Genomic DNA, 20,196 nt, shown 5'->3' on the forward strand with positions numbered 1-20,196 from the left:
ACCCCATGACCACCACCGCATCCACCGCAACGGTCGCCGGCCAAGCGCTTCCCCCGGCCCGGCTCACCCACCGCCTCGGTCTCTGGTTCGCCCACGCCTACGTCCTCGGCATGTGCGCCACCATCGGCGGCGCGTACGTCTTCCAGTTCGGCCTGTGGGAGTACCCGTGCCCCATGTGCCTGCTCCAGCGGATGTTCATGCTGCTCAGCGCACTCGGCCCGGCCATGATCATCGCCCGCTCGCGCAAGGGCGCCGTGAGTACCGCGGAGTTCGCGTCCGGGTGGGGCGTCGCCATCGTCTCGGCGCTGATCGGCAGCACGGTCTCCGCCTCGCAGGTGCTGATGCACATCGTGCCCCCGGACCCCGGCTACGCCGGCGCCCTCTTCGGCCTGCACCTGTACACCTGGGCCGCGATCACCTTCCTGGTCGCCGTGCTCGCCGCGGCCGTGAACCTCGTGCTGGCGTGGGAGTTCCAGCCCCTGGGAGCCGCCCAGGTCTCCCCGGCCCTGCGCCGCGCGAGCGGCTTCACCCTGGCCGTCCTGGTGTTCTTCGCGGTCAGCAACCTGGTCGCCTGCTTCTTCCTCCAGGGCTTCCACTGGCAGATGCCCGGTGACCCCACCGGCTACCAGTTCTTCACCGATCTGCTGTGAGGTCGCGGGCCATCCGCTGACGCACGCCGACGACGGCGGCCGGGACTCCTTCGAGGGGTCCCGGCCGCCGTCGGTCGCGTCTGCCCTGAGGACGGGTCAGCGTCCCCCGGCCGAAGCACCGTTGTCAGTGGTGGGGGATACGTTCGAGGTGTTGCAGGGGCCGTGATCCGCCGGTCAGGCCCGTTTCCCGACAGGAGTGGACGATGACCCAGAGCAGTGCTCAGCCCACGCTGAGGGTGGTGCTGACGGACGTGAACGAGCGCGTGGTGGAGGCGTGGCGGGCGGCGTTCGCGGACACCCCCGGCATCGAGATCCGCAGGGGCTCGATCCTCGGGGAGGACGTCGACGCCTGGGTCACCCCGACGAACTCCCGGGGCCGGATGGACGGCGGGGTCGACGCCGCCATCAAGCGTCACCTCGGAGCCGGCATCCAGGTACGCGTGCGGCGCGCGATCCGCGACCGGTTCGCCGGAGTCCTCCCCGTCGGCAGCGCGGTCTGCGTCCCGTCGGGAGCGACCACCCCCCGGTACCTGATATCGACGCCGACCATGGTGCAGTCCTCCCAGAACGTGAGCGACACCCTGAACGTGGCGCTGGCTTGCGCCGCCGCGTTCCAGGCCGTTCACCGGCAGAACCGGAAGGCGCCGGGCAGCATCCGCTCCGTGGCGCTCGTCGGGATGGGCGCGCAGACCGGCCGGGTCCCGGCCAGGGTGTGCGCCAACCTCATGTGGACCGGCTACACGCTCTTCCACGACCACTGGTTCGAGGACGACGACGAGTTGCGGGCCACGATCGTCGCGCAGCTGAGCGGCATCGACGACGCCCCCGTCGAACAGCGGGTACGCATCGTGCCACCGAAGTCCGTGCAGCCTGCCCCTGCCCCGACCACGACGACCGAGAGTGCTTCCCCCATGACCGACGTGACCGACGGCGCCGCGCCGACCCAGGCACAGGCCCAGGCCCAGGCCGACGCCCACGACCCCCTGGCGCTCACGGAACTCTTCGACGGCGGCGGTGAGCCCTGGCTGCCGCTCCTCAAGCCGGTCATCGAGGCCCAGCCCGACGCCGCCCGGTTCATCGGCAAGGGCCGCAGCCCCGAGGTCGTGCCGGTGCGCGAGCTGACCTTCCAGGCGCTCAAGCCCAACCCGCCGCACAAGTGGAAGGTCGTCGCCTTCGGCCAGAACCCCTACCCGCGGCCGGAGAGCGCGACCGGCATCGCCATGTTCGACAACACCTTCAGCGACTGGAAGGACAGCCAGTTCGGCAGGGTCGTCAGCATCCGCTGCCTCATCAAGGCGGCCGCGATGTGGAAGTACGGCATCGCCAAGAAGACGCCCATCGCCGACGTCCGCGCGCTGCTGAAGGAGAAGGAGACCGTCCAGCCGCCGGAGTGGTTCCAGGCGATGCTCACGCAGGGCGTGCTGCTGCTGAACGCCTCGCTCACCGCCAGCGGCGACGGAGCGATGGGCACCGACCAGCACACGGCCTTCTGGCGGCCCGTCGCCGAACGGATCGTCGAGGAGATCCTCAAGGCCAAGCAGGACGCCGCCGAGGAGGACCGCGGGATCGTGTTCGCCTGGTGGGGCGCGCACGCCCGCAGCCTGAAGAGGGTCGTCCTGCTGCTCCAGCAGAAGTACCCGGACGTCGAGGTCCGGCACATCGACCACGCGAACCCGGCGGCGCAGGGAGACATCTTCTGCGAGGGCGACCACTTCGCCCTGGTCAACGACGCGCTCACGTCACTGGGTGCCGAAGCGATCGACTGGCTGCCGAGCAAGGGCTGGAACGAGGCGGCGGCCGGCGCGGACGGGGGAGTCGCGGCCCGCATGGGCGCCTTCATCGAGTCGACGATGAACCTGCACCAGCTGTACCTGGAGCGCCTCACCAGCGTCAAGGACGAGGGCCTGGTCCTCCCGGCGATCACCGGCGTGTTCGACACCCCGCTGATGGATTTCCAGGACGCCGTCGCCCCCGTCGCCAAGACGCTGTCCGGGCTGGCCGGACACATCGACCGCTCCCACCACTTCGGCAAGCGGCGGGCGGACGAGACGTCCACCGGCCTGTCCGCCGACGAGATCGCCGCGCTCTACCTCTACACCTGCGAGTCCGCGTTCTACCGGGAGATCAACGCGGTCCTGCGGTCCCCCGACCGCAGCAGGGTCACGCCCTACCTGCCGTACCTGCGGCTGCTGTTCTCGGCGCTCTCCGGGCTGCCGTCCCACACGCAGCCTCTGTGGCGCGGTGTGTCGCTGGACCTGCGCAACCAGTACCCGGTGGGCCGCACGGTGACCTGGTGGGGCGTCTCCTCGTGCACCTCCGAGCTGAACGTGGCCCGCTCCTTCCTCGGCAGCCGCGGCAAGCGGACGCTCTTCGAGGTGACGCCCGCCCAGGCGGTCGGGATCAGGAGCTTCTCCGCGTTCACCGGGGAGGAGGAGTACATCCTCGCACCGGGCACCCAGCTGAAGGTGACGGACGTCAAGAGCGAGCGCAGCGGGTTGTACACGGTCAGGCTGACGGAGGTGAACGCCGCTCCGATGGTCTCCTGACCCGGGTCGGGGGACGCCCTCCGGACGGCGGACGGCGGCCGGCGCTCAGATGGTGGCGGTGTCGATGACGAAGCGGTAGCGGACGTCGCTGGCGAGGACACGCTCGTAGGCCTCGTTGATCTCGTCCGCCCGGATCAGTTCGATCTGCGCCGCCACCCCGTGCTCGGCGCAGAAGTCCAGCATCTCCTGGGTCTCGGCGATACCGCCGATGCCGGAACTGCTCATGCTGCGCCGGAGGCCGAACAGCGAACCCAGCTCGATCCCCACCGACTCCTCCGGCATGCCGAGGTTGACCATGGCCCCGTCCGTGCGCAGCAGCGAGAAGTAGGCGCCGAAGTCGAGCGGCGCCGAGACGGTGTTGAGGATGAGGTCGACACTGCCGGCGAGGTCCGTGAAGGTGGCCGGATCGGCGGTGGCGTAGTAGTGGTCGGCGCCCAGCCGCAGGCCGTCGTCCTTCTTGCGCAGGCTCTGCGACAGCACGGTGACCTCGGCGCCCAGCGCGTGCGCGATCTTCACGCCCATGTGCCCGATCCCGCCGAGGCCGACGACGGCGACCGACCTGCCGGGGCCGGCGTCCCAGTGCCGCAGCGGCGAGTACATGGTGATGCCCGCGCACAGCATGGGGGCGGCGACGTCCAGCGGCAGGGCGTCGGGGACGCGCACCACGTAGTTCTCGTCGACGACGATCTGCTGCGCATAGCCCCCGTACGTGGGCGCTCCGTCCTTGCCGACGGAGTTGTACGTCCAGACGGGTCCGTCGGAGCAGTACTGCTCCAGACCGGCCCGGCAGTTCTCGCACGCGCGGCAGGAGTCGACCATGCAACCGACGCCCACCCGGTCGCCGACCGCGAACCTCGTCACGCCGGAACCGGTTTCGGAGACGACGCCCGCGATCTCGTGTCCGGGCACCATCGGGAAGATCGCCTTGCCCCAGCCCTCACGGACCTGGTGGATGTCGGAATGGCAGATGCCGACGAAGACGATGTCGATCAGTACGTCGTGCTCGCCGACCGCGCGGCGATCGACGGTCGTACGCTCCAGGGGGGCCTTGGCGGCGGGTGCGGCGTAGGCGGCGACGGTGGTCATGGGAGCGCATCCCCTTCCGGACCGGCTCCGGACGGACGAACGGCAGCGCCGGGGCACGGACTCCCTCGTAGGTCTGTTCCCTCTCCCTCATTGTCGGCGCCCCGCCGACCGATGTCTCCCGGACGCGCGACCGGCCCCTCGACCTGGTGGTCGAGGGGCCGGTGCCGTGGTAGCGGGGGCAGGATTTGAACCATGCGACCTCTGGGTTATGAGCCCAGCGAGCTACCGAACTGCTCCACCCCGCGTCGGTAGGACCAGCGTAAGCGAAGCGATCGGACTCCGCCGGGATTTATTCGGGCCGGCCTTCACCACCCCTCGGCGGGGCCGGACGGGACCTGCCGCGGGCACTCACCCCACCGGGGTCGGGCGCGTTCCCGCGGAGCCACAGGCTCAGGACGGCGCACACGACGGCGAGGCCGAACAGCACCAGCGGCGCCGTCCGCACGTCCGCCGAGCCGATCAGCGCGCCGAGCACCGGGGGGAAGGCCACCCCGCCGATCATCGAGGCGGCGATCACGTACGCACCGGCCGCGGCCACGCCGGGCACGGCACGGTTGAGCCAGGGCAGGCAGGTCGGGAAGATGGGCGCGATCATGAGCCCGACGCCGACGTACGCGTACGGGGCCAGCGCCGGGACGGTGGCCAGGAGCAGGAAGCCGGCCATGCCCGCGCACGCCACGACCAGGATCGACGGCGCGGACCAGCGCAGGCTGAGCGGGGCGACGACGAACCGGCCGACGGTCATGGCGGCCCAGTAGGCGGAGGTCGCCGTCGCGGCGGTGGCGGTTCCGTAGCCGACCGCTTCGAGGTGGGTGGGCTCCCATCCGCCGACGCCCGTCTCGATGGCGACGTGCAGCACGTAGATCCCGATGAACACCGAGATGATCGGCAGCACCCGGGCCCCGGATGCCGAAGCGCCCCGCGCCGGGTCCGGCCCGGGCTCGGGCTCGGGCTCGCGCGGTGCCACACCGCCCAGCGTGGCGAGGATCAGCAGGCTGATCACGCCGATCCCGATGAAGACCGCCGGGTAGGCGTCCGATCCCAGCCGCCCGATCAGGGCCGGCCCCGCGATGGCGCCGATCCCGAAGTGCGCGTTGAGCAGGTTGAGCATGGCCGTGCTGCGGTGGCCGAAGCCGACGGCGAAGAGCTGGTTGAGGCCGTAGTCGATGCCACCGAAGCCCAGGCCGATGACGAAGGTGCCGGTGAGGGCCGGTATCCAGGTCGGCGACAGCGCGAAGCCGGCCGCGCCCGCGGCCATGAGCACGTAGGAACCACCGAGCAGCACCCGGTTGTTCAGCCGCCCGCGCAGCAGGTGGTAGACCAGCACGCCCAGCAGCGCGCCGATGAAGTGGGCGCTGAGGCTGAGCCCGGCGACGGCGGGGCTGAGGCCGTATTCCTCCCGCAGGGCGGGGATCGCCGGTCCGTAGAGCGCCTGCAGGGCGCCGATCACGACGAACGCCAGGCACGAGGCGCCGATGGCGACGGTCGTCAGGAGCGGTTTCCGGGCCTGCGGCAGGTCGGTCCCACTGATGGCGGGCATCGCTCTCCTCAGTGTTCATGAGCGTATGAACGCTCGATGTGTTCGTACGCGGGTGATATTCACGTCGAAGCGCACACATTAATCATGTTGGATGTTCAATTCAACAGATCGCGTGTGAGAAACGTTCACGGTGGCCCCACCATCCCCCAGCTGTGCTAAAAGCAGACACATGAACGTGATGGAGAGGCACAAGTTCGTCGTGGGCCTGCTCATGCAGCAGAACCGCGCGACGGTGGCCGAGCTGGCCCGGGCGACCGGCGCGTCCGAGATGACCGTGCGGCGGGACCTCGAGGTGCTCGAGTCCCGGGGTGCCCTGCGCAGGGTGCGCGGCGGAGCGGTGAGCAGCCTGCCCGGCGGCATGGAACCGCCGTACGCCGTCCGTGCCATGTCGGGGGGCCCGGCCAAGGAACGGCTGGCCCGTACCGTGGTCGGACTGCTCACCGACGGCGAGACCGTGGCCCTGGACACCGGCACCACGGCCGTGGCCGTCGCCAGGGCGATGGCCGACCGCCAGTTCACCGTCGCCCCCCTCTCCCTGCACGCGGCCTTCGCCCTCTCCACGCACCCCGGCGTGCAGCTGGTGATGCCCGGAGGCCAAGTGCGCCAGGAGGAGCTCTCGTTCTACGGCCACACCCCCCTCCGGACCTTCGAGGACCTCTGCTTCGACACGTTCGTCCTGGGCTGCTGCGGCGTCGACCCGGTACAGGGGGCCACCGCCTACAACCTCGACGACGTCCAGGTGAAGCGGGCCGCCGTGGCCTCCGCGCAGCGGGTGATCCTCGTCGCGACCGCCGACAAGCTCGGCCGCGCGGCCCTCGGGCGGATCTGCTCCATGGAGGAGATCGCCCTGGTCGTCACGGACGCACCCGCCGACAACCCCGTGGTCGCGGAACTGCGCGACCAGGGGGTCGACGTGATGCATCCGGCCGACGACTGACCCGCACGACCGGCCCCCCGGGACCGCTGTCGCGCATCCGGCGCCCGGCGGCGTCCGCTCCGGCACGAAGGGAAGCGAAGGGAAGGACACGGCATGACGGCAGACGACACCGACCCCAAGGGGACGGCGGCGGAACTCAGGGCCGCCCTGTCCGCACGGGCCGACCCGGTCCGGGCCGAGCAGCAGCGCGCCTACCTGCACAGCGACCTGCGCCACCTCGGCGTCGGCGTGCCGGACATGCGCCGCAGCGTCACCCGCACCCGCCGGGCGCTCGGCGCCCGGCCGGCCCCGTACGTCCTCGCCCTCGCCCGGGAGCTGTGGTCCGCACCGGAGCGCGCCGGGCAGCCCGTGTACGAATACCGCTGGGCGGCGGTCGAACTCCTGGTCCAGTACGCGCGGACGCTGGACGCCACCCACCTGCCGGACGTCGAGGCAGTGCTGCGCGAGTGCCGCACCTGGGCCCTGGTGGACCCGCTGGCCGTGCACTGCGCCGGCGTGATCGCGCTGCGCGACCCGGCGGCCGGGACCGTACTGGACCAGTGGGTCACGGACGCCGACTTCTGGCTCCGCCGCTCCGCGCTCCTGGCGCTGCTGCCCGGCATCAGGACGGGCCGCCCCGACCCGGGCCGCCTCACCCGCTACGCGGACGCCCTCGTCGACGAGCGGGAGTTCTTCATCCGCAAGGCCCTGGGCTGGGTCCTGCGGGAAACCTCCGTACGGGACCCCGAGTTCGTGGTCGCGTGGGTGGAGCGGCACGGCACGCGCGTCGCCCCGCTCACCCGCAAGGAGGCCCTGCGCCGCCTCCCGCCCGGGCCGTCGGGGCAGCCGGAACGGCCGTAGCGCCCGGTTGCCCCTTGACGGCCCGGCAGGGGAAGGCGTCCGGCGTCAGAGGCGGTGCACCGTGTGCAGGGTCTTGTCGTAGGTGCCGCCCCCGTCCAGCAGTGAGGCGCCGGCGACATCGGCCATCGTGGGGCCGTTGACGGTCTTGCGGCTGGAGAGGAAACGGGCCTTGCCCAGCGCGTCGGCGCCCAGGTAGATGCCCACGTGGTCCACCTCCCCGTCCTCATCGGCATCCCACAGCAGCAGGTCACCGGGCTGGAGCAGGGCGATGACCTGCGCGGTGGATCCGGTGGTGCGGGCGAGACGCACGCCGGGGGCGCGGTCGGCCATCTGCGCGGACGTCCGCGGCAGCCGGGCGGGCGAGGCGTCGTGCACGTCCGCCACCGGCACGCCCGCGTGGTAGCCGTACACCATGCGGGTGTAGCCGGAGCAGTCGAGCGAGCCCGCGAAGGCCGGGTCCGCCGCCCTGACCGTGCCGTTCGGGAAGGTCCAGTCGACGCCCGTGAACTCGTGGAAGTCGGCGCCGACCGTGCGTTCGCCGCGCAGGCCGGCGGGACTGTACGTCGCCTCGCCGAGCACCTTGCGGCCCGCGGCGGGTCCCGCGCCGGCGCTCACGGCGGGCGCGCCGGGCAGGAACATGGCCGCGTACGCCAGAACGTCCGGGGCGGGGGAGCCGATCCAGCCGCGCACGGTCTGCTCCAGGGCCGGGGTCCACGTGCCGTCGAAGGGTTCGGGCAGCACCCGCACCCAGTCGCCGTGGGTGACGCTCGGCGGTGCCTCCCACGCGGCGTCGGCGACCCGGAAGCCGGTCACGGACAGGGTGAGGGGCAGGCTGGTGCAGCCCTGGTTGGCGAGTGCGCGCAGGCCCACCCGCCCCGGGAGGGCCGGGCCGTCGACGACGTCGACGTGCCACGCGGCCGGCTGCCCCGCGGACGCGCGCCATGCCTTGACCCGGATGCGCGTCCCTTCCCGCAGGACCCGTATGCCCCACGCCGTCCGGGCGGGCACGCCGGTGGCCAGGGTGAGGGGCGCGGCCAGCGCGGTGGCGTTCCCGCCGGCCACCTTCTCCAGCCGCAGCTCGACGGCCCCGGTGGTGAGGAAGGAGAGCCGGGCCCGGTGGTGGCTGTCCGGCGAGGTGTGACCGAAGACCAGGGCGAACGAACAGGCGTCTCCCGTCGGTACCTTGTCGAAGCCCGCGACGGCCTCGACGTCGACGTCCGTGATCCCGTCGTCCTTCAGGGTGCAGTAGCGGCTCGTACCGTCGGTGGTGAGCGCGATGAGACCGCGGCCGGGCGTCACCGAGAAGTCGCTGTCGGCCGGGCCGTGGGTCTCCCATGTGCCGCCGCCCGGTGAATTGCCCCAGTAGACGCGCTGGGAGGGGGCCAGGGCGGGGTCGGGCAGGGTACGGCCGAAGTCCTCGGCGAACGGCTGCTTGTCCTCCGTGAAGGTGCGCCGCGGGCCCGGCACGAGAACGGTGCGGGCGCCGTGGGTGAGCAGGGCGACCCGGCGGCCTCCCGAGGTGACCTCGGTACGGGCCGGGGCCCCCGGCAGCACGGTGGCGCTGAGCTCGGACTCCAGCGTGACCTGCGTGAACCACGAGGCGTCCAGGGCCGTCATGGTCACGGACGACGCGGGTCCGGCGAGCCCGGACGGGGCCGACGCCGCGACGGCCCCCGGCGCGGCCGCGACGGCCCCCTGTGTGGCCCGCGCGGAGGGCGCGGTGGCCAGGGCGGACAACGGAACGGTCGCGGAGGCGGCGATGGCCGACAGCAGGGTTCGCCGGGACGTGTGCGTCATGCGTACATGATCCAAGCCCTCATCCGGCCGTCGGCACCGGCCCCCGGCGTGCGTGCAGCCGGAGTTGACCGAACGACGCCTTCTCCGGGGCGCCCCGCGACCCCACCATGACACGGGTGGATCAGCCATCGGAAGGCACCGCCGGGACCCAGCTGGCCGCGTCGAGCACGGACGTGCCGGCCGGCGACCGCTTCGACTGGTGGTGCGACGTCGTCGACCGCACCATCGCCCCCTTCACGCTCCTCACGTCCCACACCCACGACTACCGGGCCCGGCTCCGGGACGTGGATCTGGGCACGACGCGGGTCACGTGGTCCTCCTTCGCACCCCTGCGCGCGGTCCGCTCTCCCGCGCACATCCGGCGCGCGGACCCGGAGACCTACACCCTGGTGATGGTCGACGGCGGCCCGCTGCAGGCGAGTCAGCGCCGCAACGAGGCGGCGGTCGACACCGGCGGACTGGTCCTCTTCGACACCTCCTACCCGTTGGAGGTCTGTTACCCCGGTGGACACGGCCCGTGCGAGTCCACGTTCCTGACCCTCCCCAAGAGCGTCTTCCCGCTGCCCGCGGGCCGGGCCGACCGCCTCCTGTCCCGGCCGCTGTCACCCGCGGGAGTCCCGGGCGCCCTCCTGTGCCGGTACCTGACCACCGTGATCGGCCGTGCCGGCGAACTGACGCCGGCGGCGACGTACCGGCTCGGCACCGTCGCCCTCGACCTTGCCGCGGCGCTCGTCGCCGACCACCTCGACGCCACCCCGGAGCTGCCGGCCGAGACCCGTCGTCAGGTCCTGCTGGCGCGGATCCACGCGTTCATCGACGGCCATCTCGGCGACCCCGACCTCGGACCGGCCGGCATCGCGGCGCAGCACCACATCTCGATCCGAGCCCTGCACCTGCTGTTCCGGCCCGAACCGGAAACCGTCTCCGCCACGATCCGCCGCCGACGGCTCGAACGCTGCCGCAGGGACCTCGCCGACCCCCGCCTGCTCGGCCACCCGATCGCGGCCCTGGTCGCCCGGTGGGGATTCCACCAACCCGCCGAGTTCAGCCGCGCGTTCCGCAGGACGTACGACATGACGCCGCGCGAGTTCCGGCACGAGGCAGCCGGCGCCCGCCGCCGGACCGACGCGGCCACCGGGCAGCGCGCCGGCGGCAGCGGGGCGTACCCTTAGCGGCCGTCCCGGACCGATGGGCCTCTTCCGTTCCAAGCGGCCGTCACAGCATGCGAGTTGGTATCGGAAGTCCGACCAGCAGCGTATGCCGTCGCGACCGCGGTCTGACGCCGCGCCCGGCCGCCGCTCGCTAGCGTCGTCGGCATGCCCACTCTCACCAGGGCGGCCACGGCCGCCGTCCTCGCGCTGTCCCTGTCCCTGCCGCTCGCCCTCGCGGGCCCGTCCGCGGCCTCGGAGCCCTCCGCGCCCTCCGCAGCGCGCCCGCCGGCCACCGCCGCGGCCGGCGCGAGGGCGGAGGGACCTGCGGAACTCCCGCGCCCGACGGGTCCGTTGCCCGTCGGCAGGTCCGTCCTCCACCTCGTGGACCGGTCCCGCCCCGACCCGTGGGTGCCGTCCGCCGACGGACGGGAGCTGATGGTGACGCTCCACTATCCCGCCAGGCGCCCCGGTACGGGCCCCGCGGCCCCCTACGCGACCACCCCGGAGACCCGGGCCCTGCTCGAGGGCTACGGACTCGGCGACGCCGTACCGGCGGCCGACCTGAGCGCGACGCGCACCTGGGCCGGGACCGACGTGCGTCCGGCCCCCGGCCGCTACCCGCTCGTCGTCCTGTCTCCCGGTTTCACGGCCTCCCGCTACACCCTCACCGCCCTGGCCGAAGACCTCGCCGCCCGCGGATACGTGGTGGCGTCCGTGGACCATGCCTACGAGTCCCTGGGCATCCAGACCCCCGACGGCCGCCTGCTGACCTGCGCGGCGTGCGGGCCCGTCAGCGAGGGACAGGTGCCGGAGAGCATGATCACCGCCGGCCGGGCCCGGGACGTGTCGTACGTGCTGGACCGGCTGACGGGAGACCGTCCGGCGTGGAGGTACGCGGGAACGATCGACCGGCGGCGGATCGGCATGGCCGGCCATTCCATCGGGGGAGCGAGTGCCGCGACCGCGATGCTGGCCGACGGACGCGTCCGCGCGGGCGTCAACATGGACGGCGCCTTCCACGACACGCTGCCGGAGGAGGGGCTGGGCGGGCGCCCGTTCATGCTGCTCGGCACCGACGACGAGATGCACCGGCCGGGTGGCCTGGACCACACGTGGGACGCCGCCTGGCAGCGGTTCGGCGGCTGGAAGCGATGGCTGACCCTCGCCGGGTCCGACCACTTCACCTTCACCGACGCGGCCGTCTTCCTGGACCACTTCGGCGTGCCACGCGCTCCGCTGCCGGGCGACCGGGCCCTGGCCCTCACCCGCGCCTACGTCGGGGCCTTCTTCGACCGGCACCTGAAGGGCGCCGCACGGCCGCTGCTGGAGGGACCGTCGGCGGCCAACCCGGAAGTGCTCTTCCACAACCGCTGACCCCCGCGAGCCGGCCCGGAACCCGCCACGTACCGGTGTCCGCACGGCTGCGAAGGGTGACATCCGGGCCTCCCGCTGGTGAGCCGCCCCATAGGGCCCACGTCACATACGACGTGGATTAGTAGTCCGCGGACGGCCTGTGCACGGCCCCTCATACCGGCCCCCACCTGCGCAGACATTGATCACGGCGGGGCCCGCCCTGGGGGCCCGCGCTGCGAGGAGGGCTAGTAAGCGAGCTCTTTGCCAGGGCTTCGGCGGCCTGGCTAACTGGTGTTGTCGCCAAGGCGGCCGGGGCGCACCGCCCCCCGCCGGACGAACCCCTCTCCCTCGCGTGAGTGGCTCACGCATGTCTTCGGCATGCGAGCGACCGTCTCTGTCCCCTCCGGAAGGTTCGCCTGTGTCCGTCTCCGTCATCCGCCGCATCGCCGCCTCCAAGAAGACTCTCGCGGGCACCGTCGTCGGCCTCGCCGCCGCCGGTTCCATGCTGGCCGCGGTTCCCGCCCAGGCCGCCCCGTCGAGCGCCAAGGCGATCGCCCAGCAGATGATCAAGGACCCGGCCCAGTACGCGGCGTTCGACAAGATCGTCACGCACGAGAGCGGCTGGAACCACAAGGCCACCAACGCCTCCTCCGGCGCCTACGGCCTGGTCCAGGCCCTGCCGGCCTCGAAGATGGCCTCCGCGGGCGCGGACTGGAAGACCAACCCGGCCACCCAGATCAAGTGGGGCCTGGACTACATGAACGAGCGCTACGGCAGCCCGGTCAAGGCCTGGAACTTCTGGCAGGCCAACCACTGGTACTAAGCCGGTGGACACACAGACACACGCAGGTACGCGCGGACGCCCGGCCCGGATCTCCCGGCCGGGCGTTCGCGCGTCCGCGCGTATGCCGCCCCGCGCCGCCGCCCGGTCAGGTGGCGGGCAGCGACCGGTTCCCGTGCGGTCGCAGGCGGCCGGTGAGGAAGGCGAGGATCTCGTCGCGGGCCCGGACCGTGGGGTGTCCGGCCTCGTCGACGAGGTGGGCGGTGACGACGCTGTGCGGGGTGCCGACCAGGTCGGCGAAGAAGGGCGGCGGGGCCGGGTTGGCGGCGCCGTCCGGGAGGACCCGCCCGTCGAAGGCGTCGCCGAGCAGCGCGCGGTATGCGGCGAAGCGCTGCCCCGTGCACCAGCGGTCGCCCTCGAAACGGTAGGCGAGGACGGTGAGTCCGTCGCGGTGGAGCCGGTCGCGCACCGCGCGTGCGTCCGCCGCGTCGAGTTCGAGCCCGCCGGGGTCGTCGAGCGGCAGCGACGGGTGATTGACCACCGGTGCGATCACCGCCGGTTCCAGGGCCATGGTCAGGGCGAAGTTGCCCGTGAAGCACAGGCCGATCGCGCCCACCCCGGGACCGCCGCAGGCGGTGTGGGCCTGACGCGCCAGCCCGCGCAGCCAGACCGTCACCGGGCTGGTGCCGCCCCCGGCGAAGGCGCGGAACTCCGCACTCACGCAGGCGCGCCGGACCACGTCCCGGCCGCCCTCGACCGTGGGGAAGGCGCCGTCGCTCCCGAACAGGGAGGGCACGTGGACGGTGAAGCCCGCGTCCCGTACCCAGCGCGCGAGCCGCAGCACGTCGGGACTGATGCCCGGCATCTCGGGCATCACCACGACCGCGGGCCCGGTCCCGGCCACGTACACGGTCTTCGCCACCCCCTCCACGGTCACGTTCCGGCGGGTGAAGTCGGTGATCGGATCGTCGTCGCTCATGGGGCCAGCCTGGGCCCCGGGCAGCCGCCGGGGGAGGGGCGGGATCGCCAGGGCCGGGGGTAGTCTCGCCACACGCGGGGGCGGCCGGGCGGGGGACAGGGCCGATCGCCGGGGCCAGGGGCCGGGGACACCAGGGGGTACGGGGGCGATGGAGCGGACGGCGTGGCAGCCGGCGGACGGCGCGGGTCCGGGCCCCGGGCCGGGCGCGCTGAGGGTCGGGGTGCTGGCGTACCCGGACTGCTTCGCGTCCGAAGTGTTCGGCGTCCCCGATCTGCTGACGATGGCCGGGCACGTCGCCGGACCACACGCGCCCGGCTACCGGGTGTCGGTCGTCTCGCCCCGCCGCCGGGTCACCGCCTCGGGCGGCGCGATCCTCGACGTGCGCCCCCTGCGCGAGGTCGACGTCCTCGTGGTCCCCGGCTTCGAAGTGCGCCCGGACGCCGATCTCGACGCCCGGCTCGCCCGGCTCGCGCCCGAGATCGCGGCGATCCGCGCGCAGGCCGCCGCCGGGACCGCCGTCGTCTCCCTCTGCGTCGGCGCGTTCCTCCTCGCCGAGGCCGGGCTGCTCGACGGGCGCCGCGCCACCACCTCCTGGCTGCACGCCGGCGAACTGGCCAGGCGCCGCCCGGAAGCCGACGTACGGCCCGAGCACCTGGTCGTCACCGACACAGGGGTGACGACCACGGCCGCGTTCAGCGCCATGTACGACTTCGCGCTGGACCTGATCCGCCGGCACAACGGTGCGCGGGTGGCCCGCACCACCGCCCGCGTGGCGCTCGTCGACGACGCGCGGACCTCCCAGGCGCCGTACGTCGACCCGAGGCTCCTGCCGCAGCCCGGCCGGGAGTTCTCCGAGCGGGTCATGCGCCGGCTCGACCAGAGCCTCGCCGAGCGGTACGACCTGGCCACGCTGGCGGACTCCTTCGGGGTCAGCACCCGCACGCTGCTGCGCCGCTTCGCCGAGGAGACCGGCCGCAGCCCGCTGGCCCATCTGCAGGCCTCCCGGGTACGCCGCGCCCGCCACCTCCTGGAGACCACCGACCGCACCGTCGCCGCCGTCGCCGCGGCCGTCGGCTACCGGGACCCCGGCACCTTCGCCGCCCTCTTCGCCCGCCACACCGGTCACCGCCCGAGCGCCTACCGGGCCGCCTTCCGCCGCCTGGTACGCCCCCGCCCGCCGCCCGGACACCGGTCACCCGCCCCGGGGACGGGTGGCGGCCGGTGGATGCGTACAGCCGCGGCGGACGAAGAGCGCCTGCTCGGTCAGGTACAGGGCGAGCATTGCGAGCAGAACGTCCCGAGTCCGACCCTCGCGACCAGCACGGCGATCAGCGCGGCCGTCGCGGGGTCCCCGGCGAACTCCCCGACCGGCTCCTCGATCGCGTACGCGTCGACGAGCCGGTCGGATCCCGACGTTCCGATCAGTGCCTGGGTCCGTTCGTGATGGCCGCTATCCGGCGGTCGGTGAACTCACCTGCGGCTGCCGGGGTTCAGGGGACTCGGGGGTCCCGGACTCGGCCCCCGGCACGGTCCCGGACTCGGCGTCGGTTCCGGGGTCCGGCAGGGGGATGCGGTGCAGGCCGCGGTGGTCGTAGAGGCGGGCTACGGCGAAGCCGAAGATCAGCGCGGCGATCAGGGCGGCGCCCATCGCCGTCCACGCCCGGGTCAGGCCCGCGTCGGCCTGGGCCCCGTAGTAGAAGAGGGAGCGCAGGCCCTCGGTGATCTGGCGCAGCGGCTCGAACTCGGCGAGGGTGCGGAAGAACCCGGGCAGTGCCTGCACCGGCACGGTGGCGCCGGAGGAGGGGACGGCCATGGCGATGAAGACGATGGTGGCCACCAGCATGCCGGGGGCGCCGAAGGCGGCGAACAGGGCCAGGCCGCCGATGCCGACGACCGCGATGGTGGCGACCGAGTAGAGCCACAGCAGGCCGAGACGGGAGGCGTCCATGTCGAGGATGCCGACCGTGGCGACCTCGACCAGGGTGCCCATCACCACGGACAGGCCGAGCATGAGCGCGATGCCGATGGCCAGGGTGCGGACGCGGCTGGTGTGCTGGACCGGTTCGCGCTTGCGGATGGGGCCGAAGTCGGCGTGCAGGTAGCCCAGGGCGGTGTCGACCTGGGAGTTGACCAGGTTGGCGCCGAGCAGGCCGCAGACGACCAGTACCAGTGCGTAGTAGAAGGCGCTCAGCCCCATGGCGCTGCGGGCACCGACGGGGTGGCCGTCGGTGACGTTCACGGTCACCGGGTCGGCCAGCGTGAGCTGGGCGGCCGTCGGGAGCGGGGTCTTCTGGGAGCCGGCCTGCTGGAGGAGTTCCTGGCCCAGCTGCGTGGAGGCGGTGTGGGCGGCCTTCTGGGCGGCCTGGGAAGCCATGGAGGAGCCGATGCTGCCCGCTGCCTGGTTGGTCAGCACGGTCAGGGTCGGCGGTGCGGCCTTGCCCTGGGGCGCCGGCTGCGGCGCGGTGAGCGCGGCCACGGTGGCGGAGTAGTCGGCGGGTATGACGAGGGCGCCGAAGACCTTGCCCTGGCCCAGCCGCTTGTCCGCCTCCGCGCGGCTGACGACCTGCCAGTCGATGCTCCGGTCGCCCTTGGCGGCCTTCTGGATGCCGGCGACGACCTGCTCGCCCAGGTTGACGTGGCGGCCGCCCGTGTCCGCGCCGCGGTCGGTGTTGACCAGGGCCACGGGCAGGTCACGCAGGTTGCCTCTGGGATCGACGTTGCCACCGACGTAGAGCAGGGCGAACAGGATCGAGACGACCGCGGCGATGAGCCCCGTCACGATCCACAGCTGGGGTCGGCGGAGCACGGAGGGGGGAGTGGGGTGGGGCATCGATTCTCCGGTGCGGCTTCGGCTGCGTTCCTGGGCTGGATACCTGAAGTATCCAGTCATTGGATAGTGGCAGTATCTTGTTGTGGTGTCCAATCGTCGACGACCGGCACCGGACCGTGTGACCAGCAGGGAAGCCGTATGAAGATCTCGGAGCTCAGCCGGCGCACCGGCGTGCCGGTCGCCAGCATCAAGTACTTCCTGCGCCAGGGACTGCTGCCCGCGGGGCGGGCGACGGCAGCGACCCTGGCCGAGTACGGGGAGGAGCACGCGCAGCGGCTGCGGCTGATCAAGGCGCTGACCACGCTCGGCGGCCTGTCCATCGCGGCCACCCGTGAGGTGCTCGGAGCCGTCGACCAGGCCGACCGCTCCGAGGGCGCCCTCGGAGCGGTCAGCTACGCCCTGCCGGTTCCGGTCGCCGCCCAGCGGGCCGCGGCCCACGAGGAGGAGGACGCCGGGGCCGAGGCCGGCGCGGGCGCCGCGGCCACCGAGGTGGCGGAGCTGCTCGCGGCCCTGGACTGGCAGGTGCCCGGCACGTCACCGCACGTGCAGGGGCTGACGACGGCGCTGGAGGCGCTGTGCCGGCTGGACGCCCGCTACGCCCCGGGCGAGCTCGCCGCCTACGCGCGACTGGCCGAGCAGGTGGCCCGGCTGGACCTCGAGCGCGCGGCAGGCCTCGACGACCCGGTGGCGCTGGCCGAGCGGGCCGTCATCGTCTTCGCGATCTGCGCCCCGGTGTTCGAGATGCTGCGGCGTCTCGCCCAGGAGGACCAGGTACGCCGCAGCATCGCGGCCGACACGTCCGCGGTCCACGGGTAGCCCCCGCGCGCCACGCCCCACCACCCCCGCACGGTCAGCCATGGGCCCGGCGTGCCTCACTCCCCTCGCGCCGGCCGGTCCGTACAGGGCCCAGTGGCGCCCCGCCCGCCGGTTCCTTGAGCTCGCCGGTACCGAAGGGGAGCCACGCGAGCCGGTACCGGCTCGCGGCGGTGCCCGACCGGCCGATCGTCACCACGGCCCCCCGGGGGACGACGGCCGTCAGCCGGACCCCGGGGAAACCGGCGTCACCGGGATCCGGCGGGGCCTGGCGGGCCTGCACGCTGGTACGGCGGTCCGCTCCGTCCGCGGAGACGGTGACGGTGAGGGTCGGGGCACCGTCCCCCGCGACGTCCTCCTCGGCGATCAGGTGACCGACGAGGAAGCCGTCCGTCTCCGCCGTGCAGACCCGTTCGTCCGCCTCCCCCAGGCCGAACTCGACGGGCAGATGGGTGAGCGTCGCGCGCCCCCACACCGTGAGGTCGTTGACGGCCAGGTCGGGGCGCGCGACCGTGACCAGGGTCGTCAGCGCGTACTCGGCCTCCGCCGCGTCCGCGTCCGCTCCTTTCGTCCCGTCCGCCCCCTCCATCCCGAATGCCCCGTCCCGGACCCGCACCACCAGCGCGAACGCCGTGTCGCGGTGCAGCGCCGGGGAAACCCAGCGGCGGACGGCGGTGACGTCGGCCGGCTCGCCGTCGTGCAGCATCGTGTACGTCGCCCCGGGCCGGCTGTCGCCCCGCCAGGTCAGCTCGGCGGAGCGGCCGCTCTGGACCAGGACGTACTCCGGCCGGAAGTCGCCCACCGTGAATCCCGCGGGCACCTTGGCCAGCGGCCACTCCTGGTACCGGGTCTCCCCGCCGTCCTCGGTCTTCTCGGCCACGGTCAGCCGGCTGGTCCCGACCTCCCAGTTGACCGCGACGGCGGCGATCGTCAGCTCCAGCTGGTCCCCGGGATCCAGCGGGCGGTTGCGCAGCGGGGTCAGGACGAACGACTGGCTGTCGTCGTCGTACTCGAACCGCCACCGCCTGTTGTCGTCGACCTGCGGCTCGGCATTGTCCGGGGTGGCCGTCAGGTCGTCCGGCCCGAGGCCCACCGGGAAGGAGAGCCGGATCTCCTCGACGGTGACCGGGTCGTCCCCGTGGTGGGTGACGGTGATCCGCAGCGTCTGCGGCGTCGGCGTCGGGCCCTGCGAGACCTGGAGCGGTGCCGGATCGGTCTCCACCGTGTACGTGAGCAGGGGGGCCGTCGCGTCGTACCCGTCCACCGCCGCCCCCGCCGCCCCCGCCGCTCCCCTCAGCCCCACGCCGGGCCGATGCCCAGGTACGCGTACTCGAACAACTGGGCGCCGAGCGGGAACGAGGCGACCTCCTCCCCGCTGGACAACGACATCTTCTTCACCGCGTTCCCGCGGTAGCCGACGACGAAGAGGTGCGCGCCGTCGGGGGAGACCACGACCGAGTTCGGGCGTTCGCCCTCCACCCGGACGGAACCCACCACCCTCGCCGTCGCGATGTCGACCACCCGTACGTCGGGGCCGAGGTCCGCCGCGTAGAAGAGCCGGGAGTCCGGGGACGGCGCCACGCACGACAGGTCCCGCCCGACCTCGACCAGCCGCGGGCCGCCCCCGCCCGCCGCGTTCACCAGGGCGACGAAGCTGCTGCCCGAGGTGCGGTTGACCAGACCGAGCACGGAGCCGTCCGGGGTGATCGCCGCCTCCGTGGGCCGGGAGCCGCCGTCCGCGCGCCGGACCACCTGACGGGTGGCGGTGTCCACCACGGCCACGTCGTCCGTGGACCGGCAGGTGACGTAGACGTGACGGCCGTCGGGGGAGGGCAGCAGGGCGGTGGTGTCGCTGCCGACGTCCACCGGGACCGAGGCGCCGGTGGCGAGGTCGATCACCTGGATGTCCGGGCCGTCGAGGCTGCCGACGTACGCGGCGGAGCCGTCGGGCAGGACCCCCAGGCCGAACGCGTTCGAGCCGGCCGGCACGGTCGTGAGCGTACCGGCGGTGACGTCCACGAGGGCGAGCTGCCCCGACTGGTACGTGGGCGCGAGCGCGAGGAAACCGTCCTGGGAGAAGGAGACGTTCTGGGACCGGCCGATCGAGGCCTGCCGGATCTGCTGCCCGGTGTCGGCGTCGAACACCCGCAGCAGCTCCTCCGTGCTGTCGACCACCCCGAGGAACGTGCGGTACGGCCACCGGTCCCGCAGCAGCTTGGTGCCGGAGGTGACGCGGTGCCGGTCGGTGTCGCACTCGACGTAGCGCGTGCCGTCCGGGGTGAGGAGGTAGCCGTTGCTGGTGGCCGGGTGGGAGAAGGCGGCCGCGACACCGCCGTACACCTCGGAGTCGGGGTACGCGGGGTTGCGCCAGATGTCGGCGATCGGGCCCTGCACCACGACCTCGTCGTACTCGATGTCGTATTGGACGCACCGGCTGCCGCGGAAGAGGTACACCGTGCCGTCCGGCGCCGGCAGGCCGGCGTCGACACCGTCGGCGAACTCCGGGGCGTCCTTGCGCAGACCGGGGAACTTGTCCCCGATCGGCACCGGGCCGGACCCGCCCACCGGCTCGTTGCGCTCCATGTCGTACAGGACGCAGGTCGCGCCCTTGAAGAGGTACACCCGGGCGGAGTCGGTGGAACAGGCGGCGTCGAACCCGTTCAGATAGGCGGCGGGCAGCTTGGGCCACAGCTCGCGCAGGGCGGTTCCGCGGGTGGGCGGGGCCACCGAGGCGGCGTCGTACTGGACGGCCCAGCCGCCGCGGACCATGAAGACGGCGGCCCGGGACCCGCCCGAGTCCGGGATGGTGAAGGCGGCGTCGATGCCGCGGGCCACGAGGTCCGCGGTGGTGTCGTTCTGGGTCATGCCGAAGTCTCCTTGGAGCGTACGGGGT

The 20,196-nt window shown here is 73.0% G+C and carries 16 protein-coding genes and 1 tRNA gene; 9 read left to right on the plus strand and 8 right to left on the minus strand.

The window, feature by feature from the left end; all coding sequences use genetic code 11:
* Positions 1-5 precede the first annotated feature (5 nt).
* Both ACZ6KO_RS07685 and ACZ6KO_RS07690 read left to right on the plus strand, forming a co-directional pair.
* Positions 6-650 (plus strand): disulfide bond formation protein B, encoded by a 645-nt coding sequence (locus ACZ6KO_RS07685; RefSeq protein WP_469301257.1) that lies wholly within the window; start codon positions 6-8, stop codon positions 648-650.
* 203 nt (positions 651-853) lie between these two features.
* Positions 854-3,196 (plus strand): ADP-ribosyltransferase domain-containing protein, encoded by a 2,343-nt coding sequence (locus tag ACZ6KO_RS07690; RefSeq protein ID WP_469301260.1) that lies wholly within the window; start codon positions 854-856, stop codon positions 3,194-3,196.
* 45 nt (positions 3,197-3,241) lie between these two features.
* Here the strand turns inward: ACZ6KO_RS07690 and ACZ6KO_RS07695 are convergent, their stop codons facing one another.
* The 3 genes from ACZ6KO_RS07695 to ACZ6KO_RS07705 all read right to left on the minus strand — a co-directional run bounded on the left by ACZ6KO_RS07695 (position 3,242) and on the right by ACZ6KO_RS07705 (position 5,822).
* A complete protein-coding gene (locus ACZ6KO_RS07695) occupies positions 3,242-4,282 on the minus strand; it encodes an NAD(P)-dependent alcohol dehydrogenase (protein ID WP_469301264.1) in 1,041 nt (346 codons plus the stop codon).
* 167 nt (positions 4,283-4,449) lie between these two features.
* Positions 4,450-4,527: transfer RNA gene (locus ACZ6KO_RS07700), tRNA-Met, on the minus strand.
* Positions 4,528-4,571: 44 nt separating this feature from the next.
* The gene (locus ACZ6KO_RS07705; protein ID WP_469301266.1) at positions 4,572-5,822 is read right to left on the minus strand and encodes an MFS transporter; all 1,251 of its coding nucleotides are present in this window, start codon (positions 5,820-5,822) and stop codon (positions 4,572-4,574) included.
* Between the two features lie 169 nt (positions 5,823-5,991).
* Here ACZ6KO_RS07705 and ACZ6KO_RS07710 point away from each other — a divergent pair, with 169 nt between their 5' ends.
* A complete protein-coding gene (locus ACZ6KO_RS07710) occupies positions 5,992-6,759 on the plus strand; it encodes a DeoR/GlpR family DNA-binding transcription regulator (RefSeq protein WP_469301268.1) in 768 nt (255 codons plus the stop codon).
* A gap of 93 nt (positions 6,760-6,852) precedes the next feature.
* On the plus strand, positions 6,853-7,599 hold the full coding sequence (locus ACZ6KO_RS07715) for a DNA alkylation repair protein (RefSeq protein ID WP_469301270.1): 747 nt from the start codon (positions 6,853-6,855) through the stop codon (positions 7,597-7,599).
* Between the two features lie 45 nt (positions 7,600-7,644).
* On the opposite strand, the gene ACZ6KO_RS07720 is transcribed toward ACZ6KO_RS07715, so the two are convergent.
* The gene (locus ACZ6KO_RS07720; RefSeq protein WP_469301272.1) at positions 7,645-9,396 is read right to left on the minus strand and encodes an NlpC/P60 family protein; all 1,752 of its coding nucleotides are present in this window, start codon (positions 9,394-9,396) and stop codon (positions 7,645-7,647) included.
* A gap of 116 nt (positions 9,397-9,512) precedes the next feature.
* On the opposite strand from ACZ6KO_RS07720, the gene ACZ6KO_RS07725 reads away from it, so the two are divergent.
* The 3 genes from ACZ6KO_RS07725 (at position 9,513) to ACZ6KO_RS07735 (ending at position 12,723) form a co-directional block, all read left to right on the plus strand.
* On the plus strand, positions 9,513-10,568 hold the full coding sequence (locus ACZ6KO_RS07725) for an AraC-like ligand-binding domain-containing protein (protein WP_469301274.1): 1,056 nt from the start codon (positions 9,513-9,515) through the stop codon (positions 10,566-10,568).
* A gap of 144 nt (positions 10,569-10,712) precedes the next feature.
* The gene (locus ACZ6KO_RS07730; RefSeq protein WP_469301276.1) at positions 10,713-11,921 is read left to right on the plus strand and encodes an alpha/beta hydrolase family protein; all 1,209 of its coding nucleotides are present in this window, start codon (positions 10,713-10,715) and stop codon (positions 11,919-11,921) included.
* Positions 11,922-12,318: 397 nt separating this feature from the next.
* The gene (locus ACZ6KO_RS07735) at positions 12,319-12,723 is read left to right on the plus strand and encodes an aggregation-promoting factor C-terminal-like domain-containing protein (RefSeq protein WP_469301278.1); all 405 of its coding nucleotides are present in this window, start codon (positions 12,319-12,321) and stop codon (positions 12,721-12,723) included.
* Between the two features lie 106 nt (positions 12,724-12,829).
* Here the strand turns inward: ACZ6KO_RS07735 and ACZ6KO_RS07740 are convergent, their stop codons facing one another.
* Complete coding sequence (locus tag ACZ6KO_RS07740; RefSeq protein ID WP_469301281.1) at positions 12,830-13,660, minus strand: dienelactone hydrolase family protein; 831 nt, start codon at positions 13,658-13,660, stop codon at positions 12,830-12,832.
* A 148-nt stretch (positions 13,661-13,808) separates the two neighbouring features.
* Between ACZ6KO_RS07740 and ACZ6KO_RS07745 the strand changes: the two genes are divergently transcribed.
* The gene (locus ACZ6KO_RS07745) at positions 13,809-15,104 is read left to right on the plus strand and encodes a GlxA family transcriptional regulator (RefSeq protein WP_469301284.1); all 1,296 of its coding nucleotides are present in this window, start codon (positions 13,809-13,811) and stop codon (positions 15,102-15,104) included.
* Positions 15,105-15,110: 6 nt separating this feature from the next.
* Here ACZ6KO_RS07745 and ACZ6KO_RS07750 read toward each other — a convergent pair whose 3' ends face one another.
* The gene (locus ACZ6KO_RS07750; protein WP_469301286.1) at positions 15,111-16,490 is read right to left on the minus strand and encodes a YhgE/Pip family protein; all 1,380 of its coding nucleotides are present in this window, start codon (positions 16,488-16,490) and stop codon (positions 15,111-15,113) included.
* A gap of 138 nt (positions 16,491-16,628) precedes the next feature.
* Between ACZ6KO_RS07750 and ACZ6KO_RS07755 the strand changes: the two genes are divergently transcribed.
* Positions 16,629-17,306: a MerR family transcriptional regulator gene (locus ACZ6KO_RS07755; protein WP_469301289.1), complete on the plus strand. Its 678-nt coding sequence runs from the start codon at positions 16,629-16,631 to the stop codon at positions 17,304-17,306.
* 34 nt (positions 17,307-17,340) lie between these two features.
* On the opposite strand, the gene ACZ6KO_RS07760 is transcribed toward ACZ6KO_RS07755, so the two are convergent.
* Together ACZ6KO_RS07760 and ACZ6KO_RS07765 are read right to left on the minus strand one after the other, a co-directional pair.
* On the minus strand, positions 17,341-18,606 hold the full coding sequence (locus tag ACZ6KO_RS07760) for a hypothetical protein (protein ID WP_469301291.1): 1,266 nt from the start codon (positions 18,604-18,606) through the stop codon (positions 17,341-17,343).
* Complete coding sequence (locus ACZ6KO_RS07765) at positions 18,597-20,168, minus strand: cell surface protein (protein ID WP_469301294.1); 1,572 nt, start codon at positions 20,166-20,168, stop codon at positions 18,597-18,599. Before ACZ6KO_RS07765 ends, ACZ6KO_RS07760 begins: the two co-directional genes overlap by 10 nt.
* Positions 20,169-20,196: the final 28 nt, after the last annotated feature.

Source organism: Streptomyces sp. NPDC042102 (assembly GCF_055582305.1).

Bases quoted from the DNA above. Each gene is read 5' to 3' on its own strand.
- ACZ6KO_RS07715 (WP_469301270.1), top strand. From the start codon at position 6,853: ATGACGGCAGACGACACCGACCCCAAGGGGACGGCGGCGGAACTCAGG.
- ACZ6KO_RS07730 (WP_469301276.1), top strand. From the start codon at position 10,713: ATGCCCACTCTCACCAGGGCGGCCACGGCCGCCGTCCTCGCGCTGTCC.
- ACZ6KO_RS07685 (WP_469301257.1), top strand. From the start codon at position 6: ATGACCACCACCGCATCCACCGCAACGGTCGCCGGCCAAGCGCTTCCC.
- ACZ6KO_RS07750 (WP_469301286.1), bottom strand. From the start codon at position 16,490: ATGCCCCACCCCACTCCCCCCTCCGTGCTCCGCCGACCCCAGCTGTGG.
- ACZ6KO_RS07705 (WP_469301266.1), bottom strand. From the start codon at position 5,822: ATGCCCGCCATCAGTGGGACCGACCTGCCGCAGGCCCGGAAACCGCTC.
- ACZ6KO_RS07745 (WP_469301284.1), top strand. From the start codon at position 13,809: ATGGAGCGGACGGCGTGGCAGCCGGCGGACGGCGCGGGTCCGGGCCCC.
- ACZ6KO_RS07740 (WP_469301281.1), bottom strand. From the start codon at position 13,660: ATGAGCGACGACGATCCGATCACCGACTTCACCCGCCGGAACGTGACC.
- ACZ6KO_RS07720 (WP_469301272.1), bottom strand. From the start codon at position 9,396: ATGACGCACACGTCCCGGCGAACCCTGCTGTCGGCCATCGCCGCCTCC.
- ACZ6KO_RS07690 (WP_469301260.1), top strand. From the start codon at position 854: ATGACCCAGAGCAGTGCTCAGCCCACGCTGAGGGTGGTGCTGACGGAC.
- ACZ6KO_RS07755 (WP_469301289.1), top strand. From the start codon at position 16,629: ATGAAGATCTCGGAGCTCAGCCGGCGCACCGGCGTGCCGGTCGCCAGC.
- ACZ6KO_RS07695 (WP_469301264.1), bottom strand. From the start codon at position 4,282: ATGACCACCGTCGCCGCCTACGCCGCACCCGCCGCCAAGGCCCCCCTG.
- ACZ6KO_RS07765 (WP_469301294.1), bottom strand. From the start codon at position 20,168: ATGACCCAGAACGACACCACCGCGGACCTCGTGGCCCGCGGCATCGAC.
- ACZ6KO_RS07710 (WP_469301268.1), top strand. From the start codon at position 5,992: ATGAACGTGATGGAGAGGCACAAGTTCGTCGTGGGCCTGCTCATGCAG.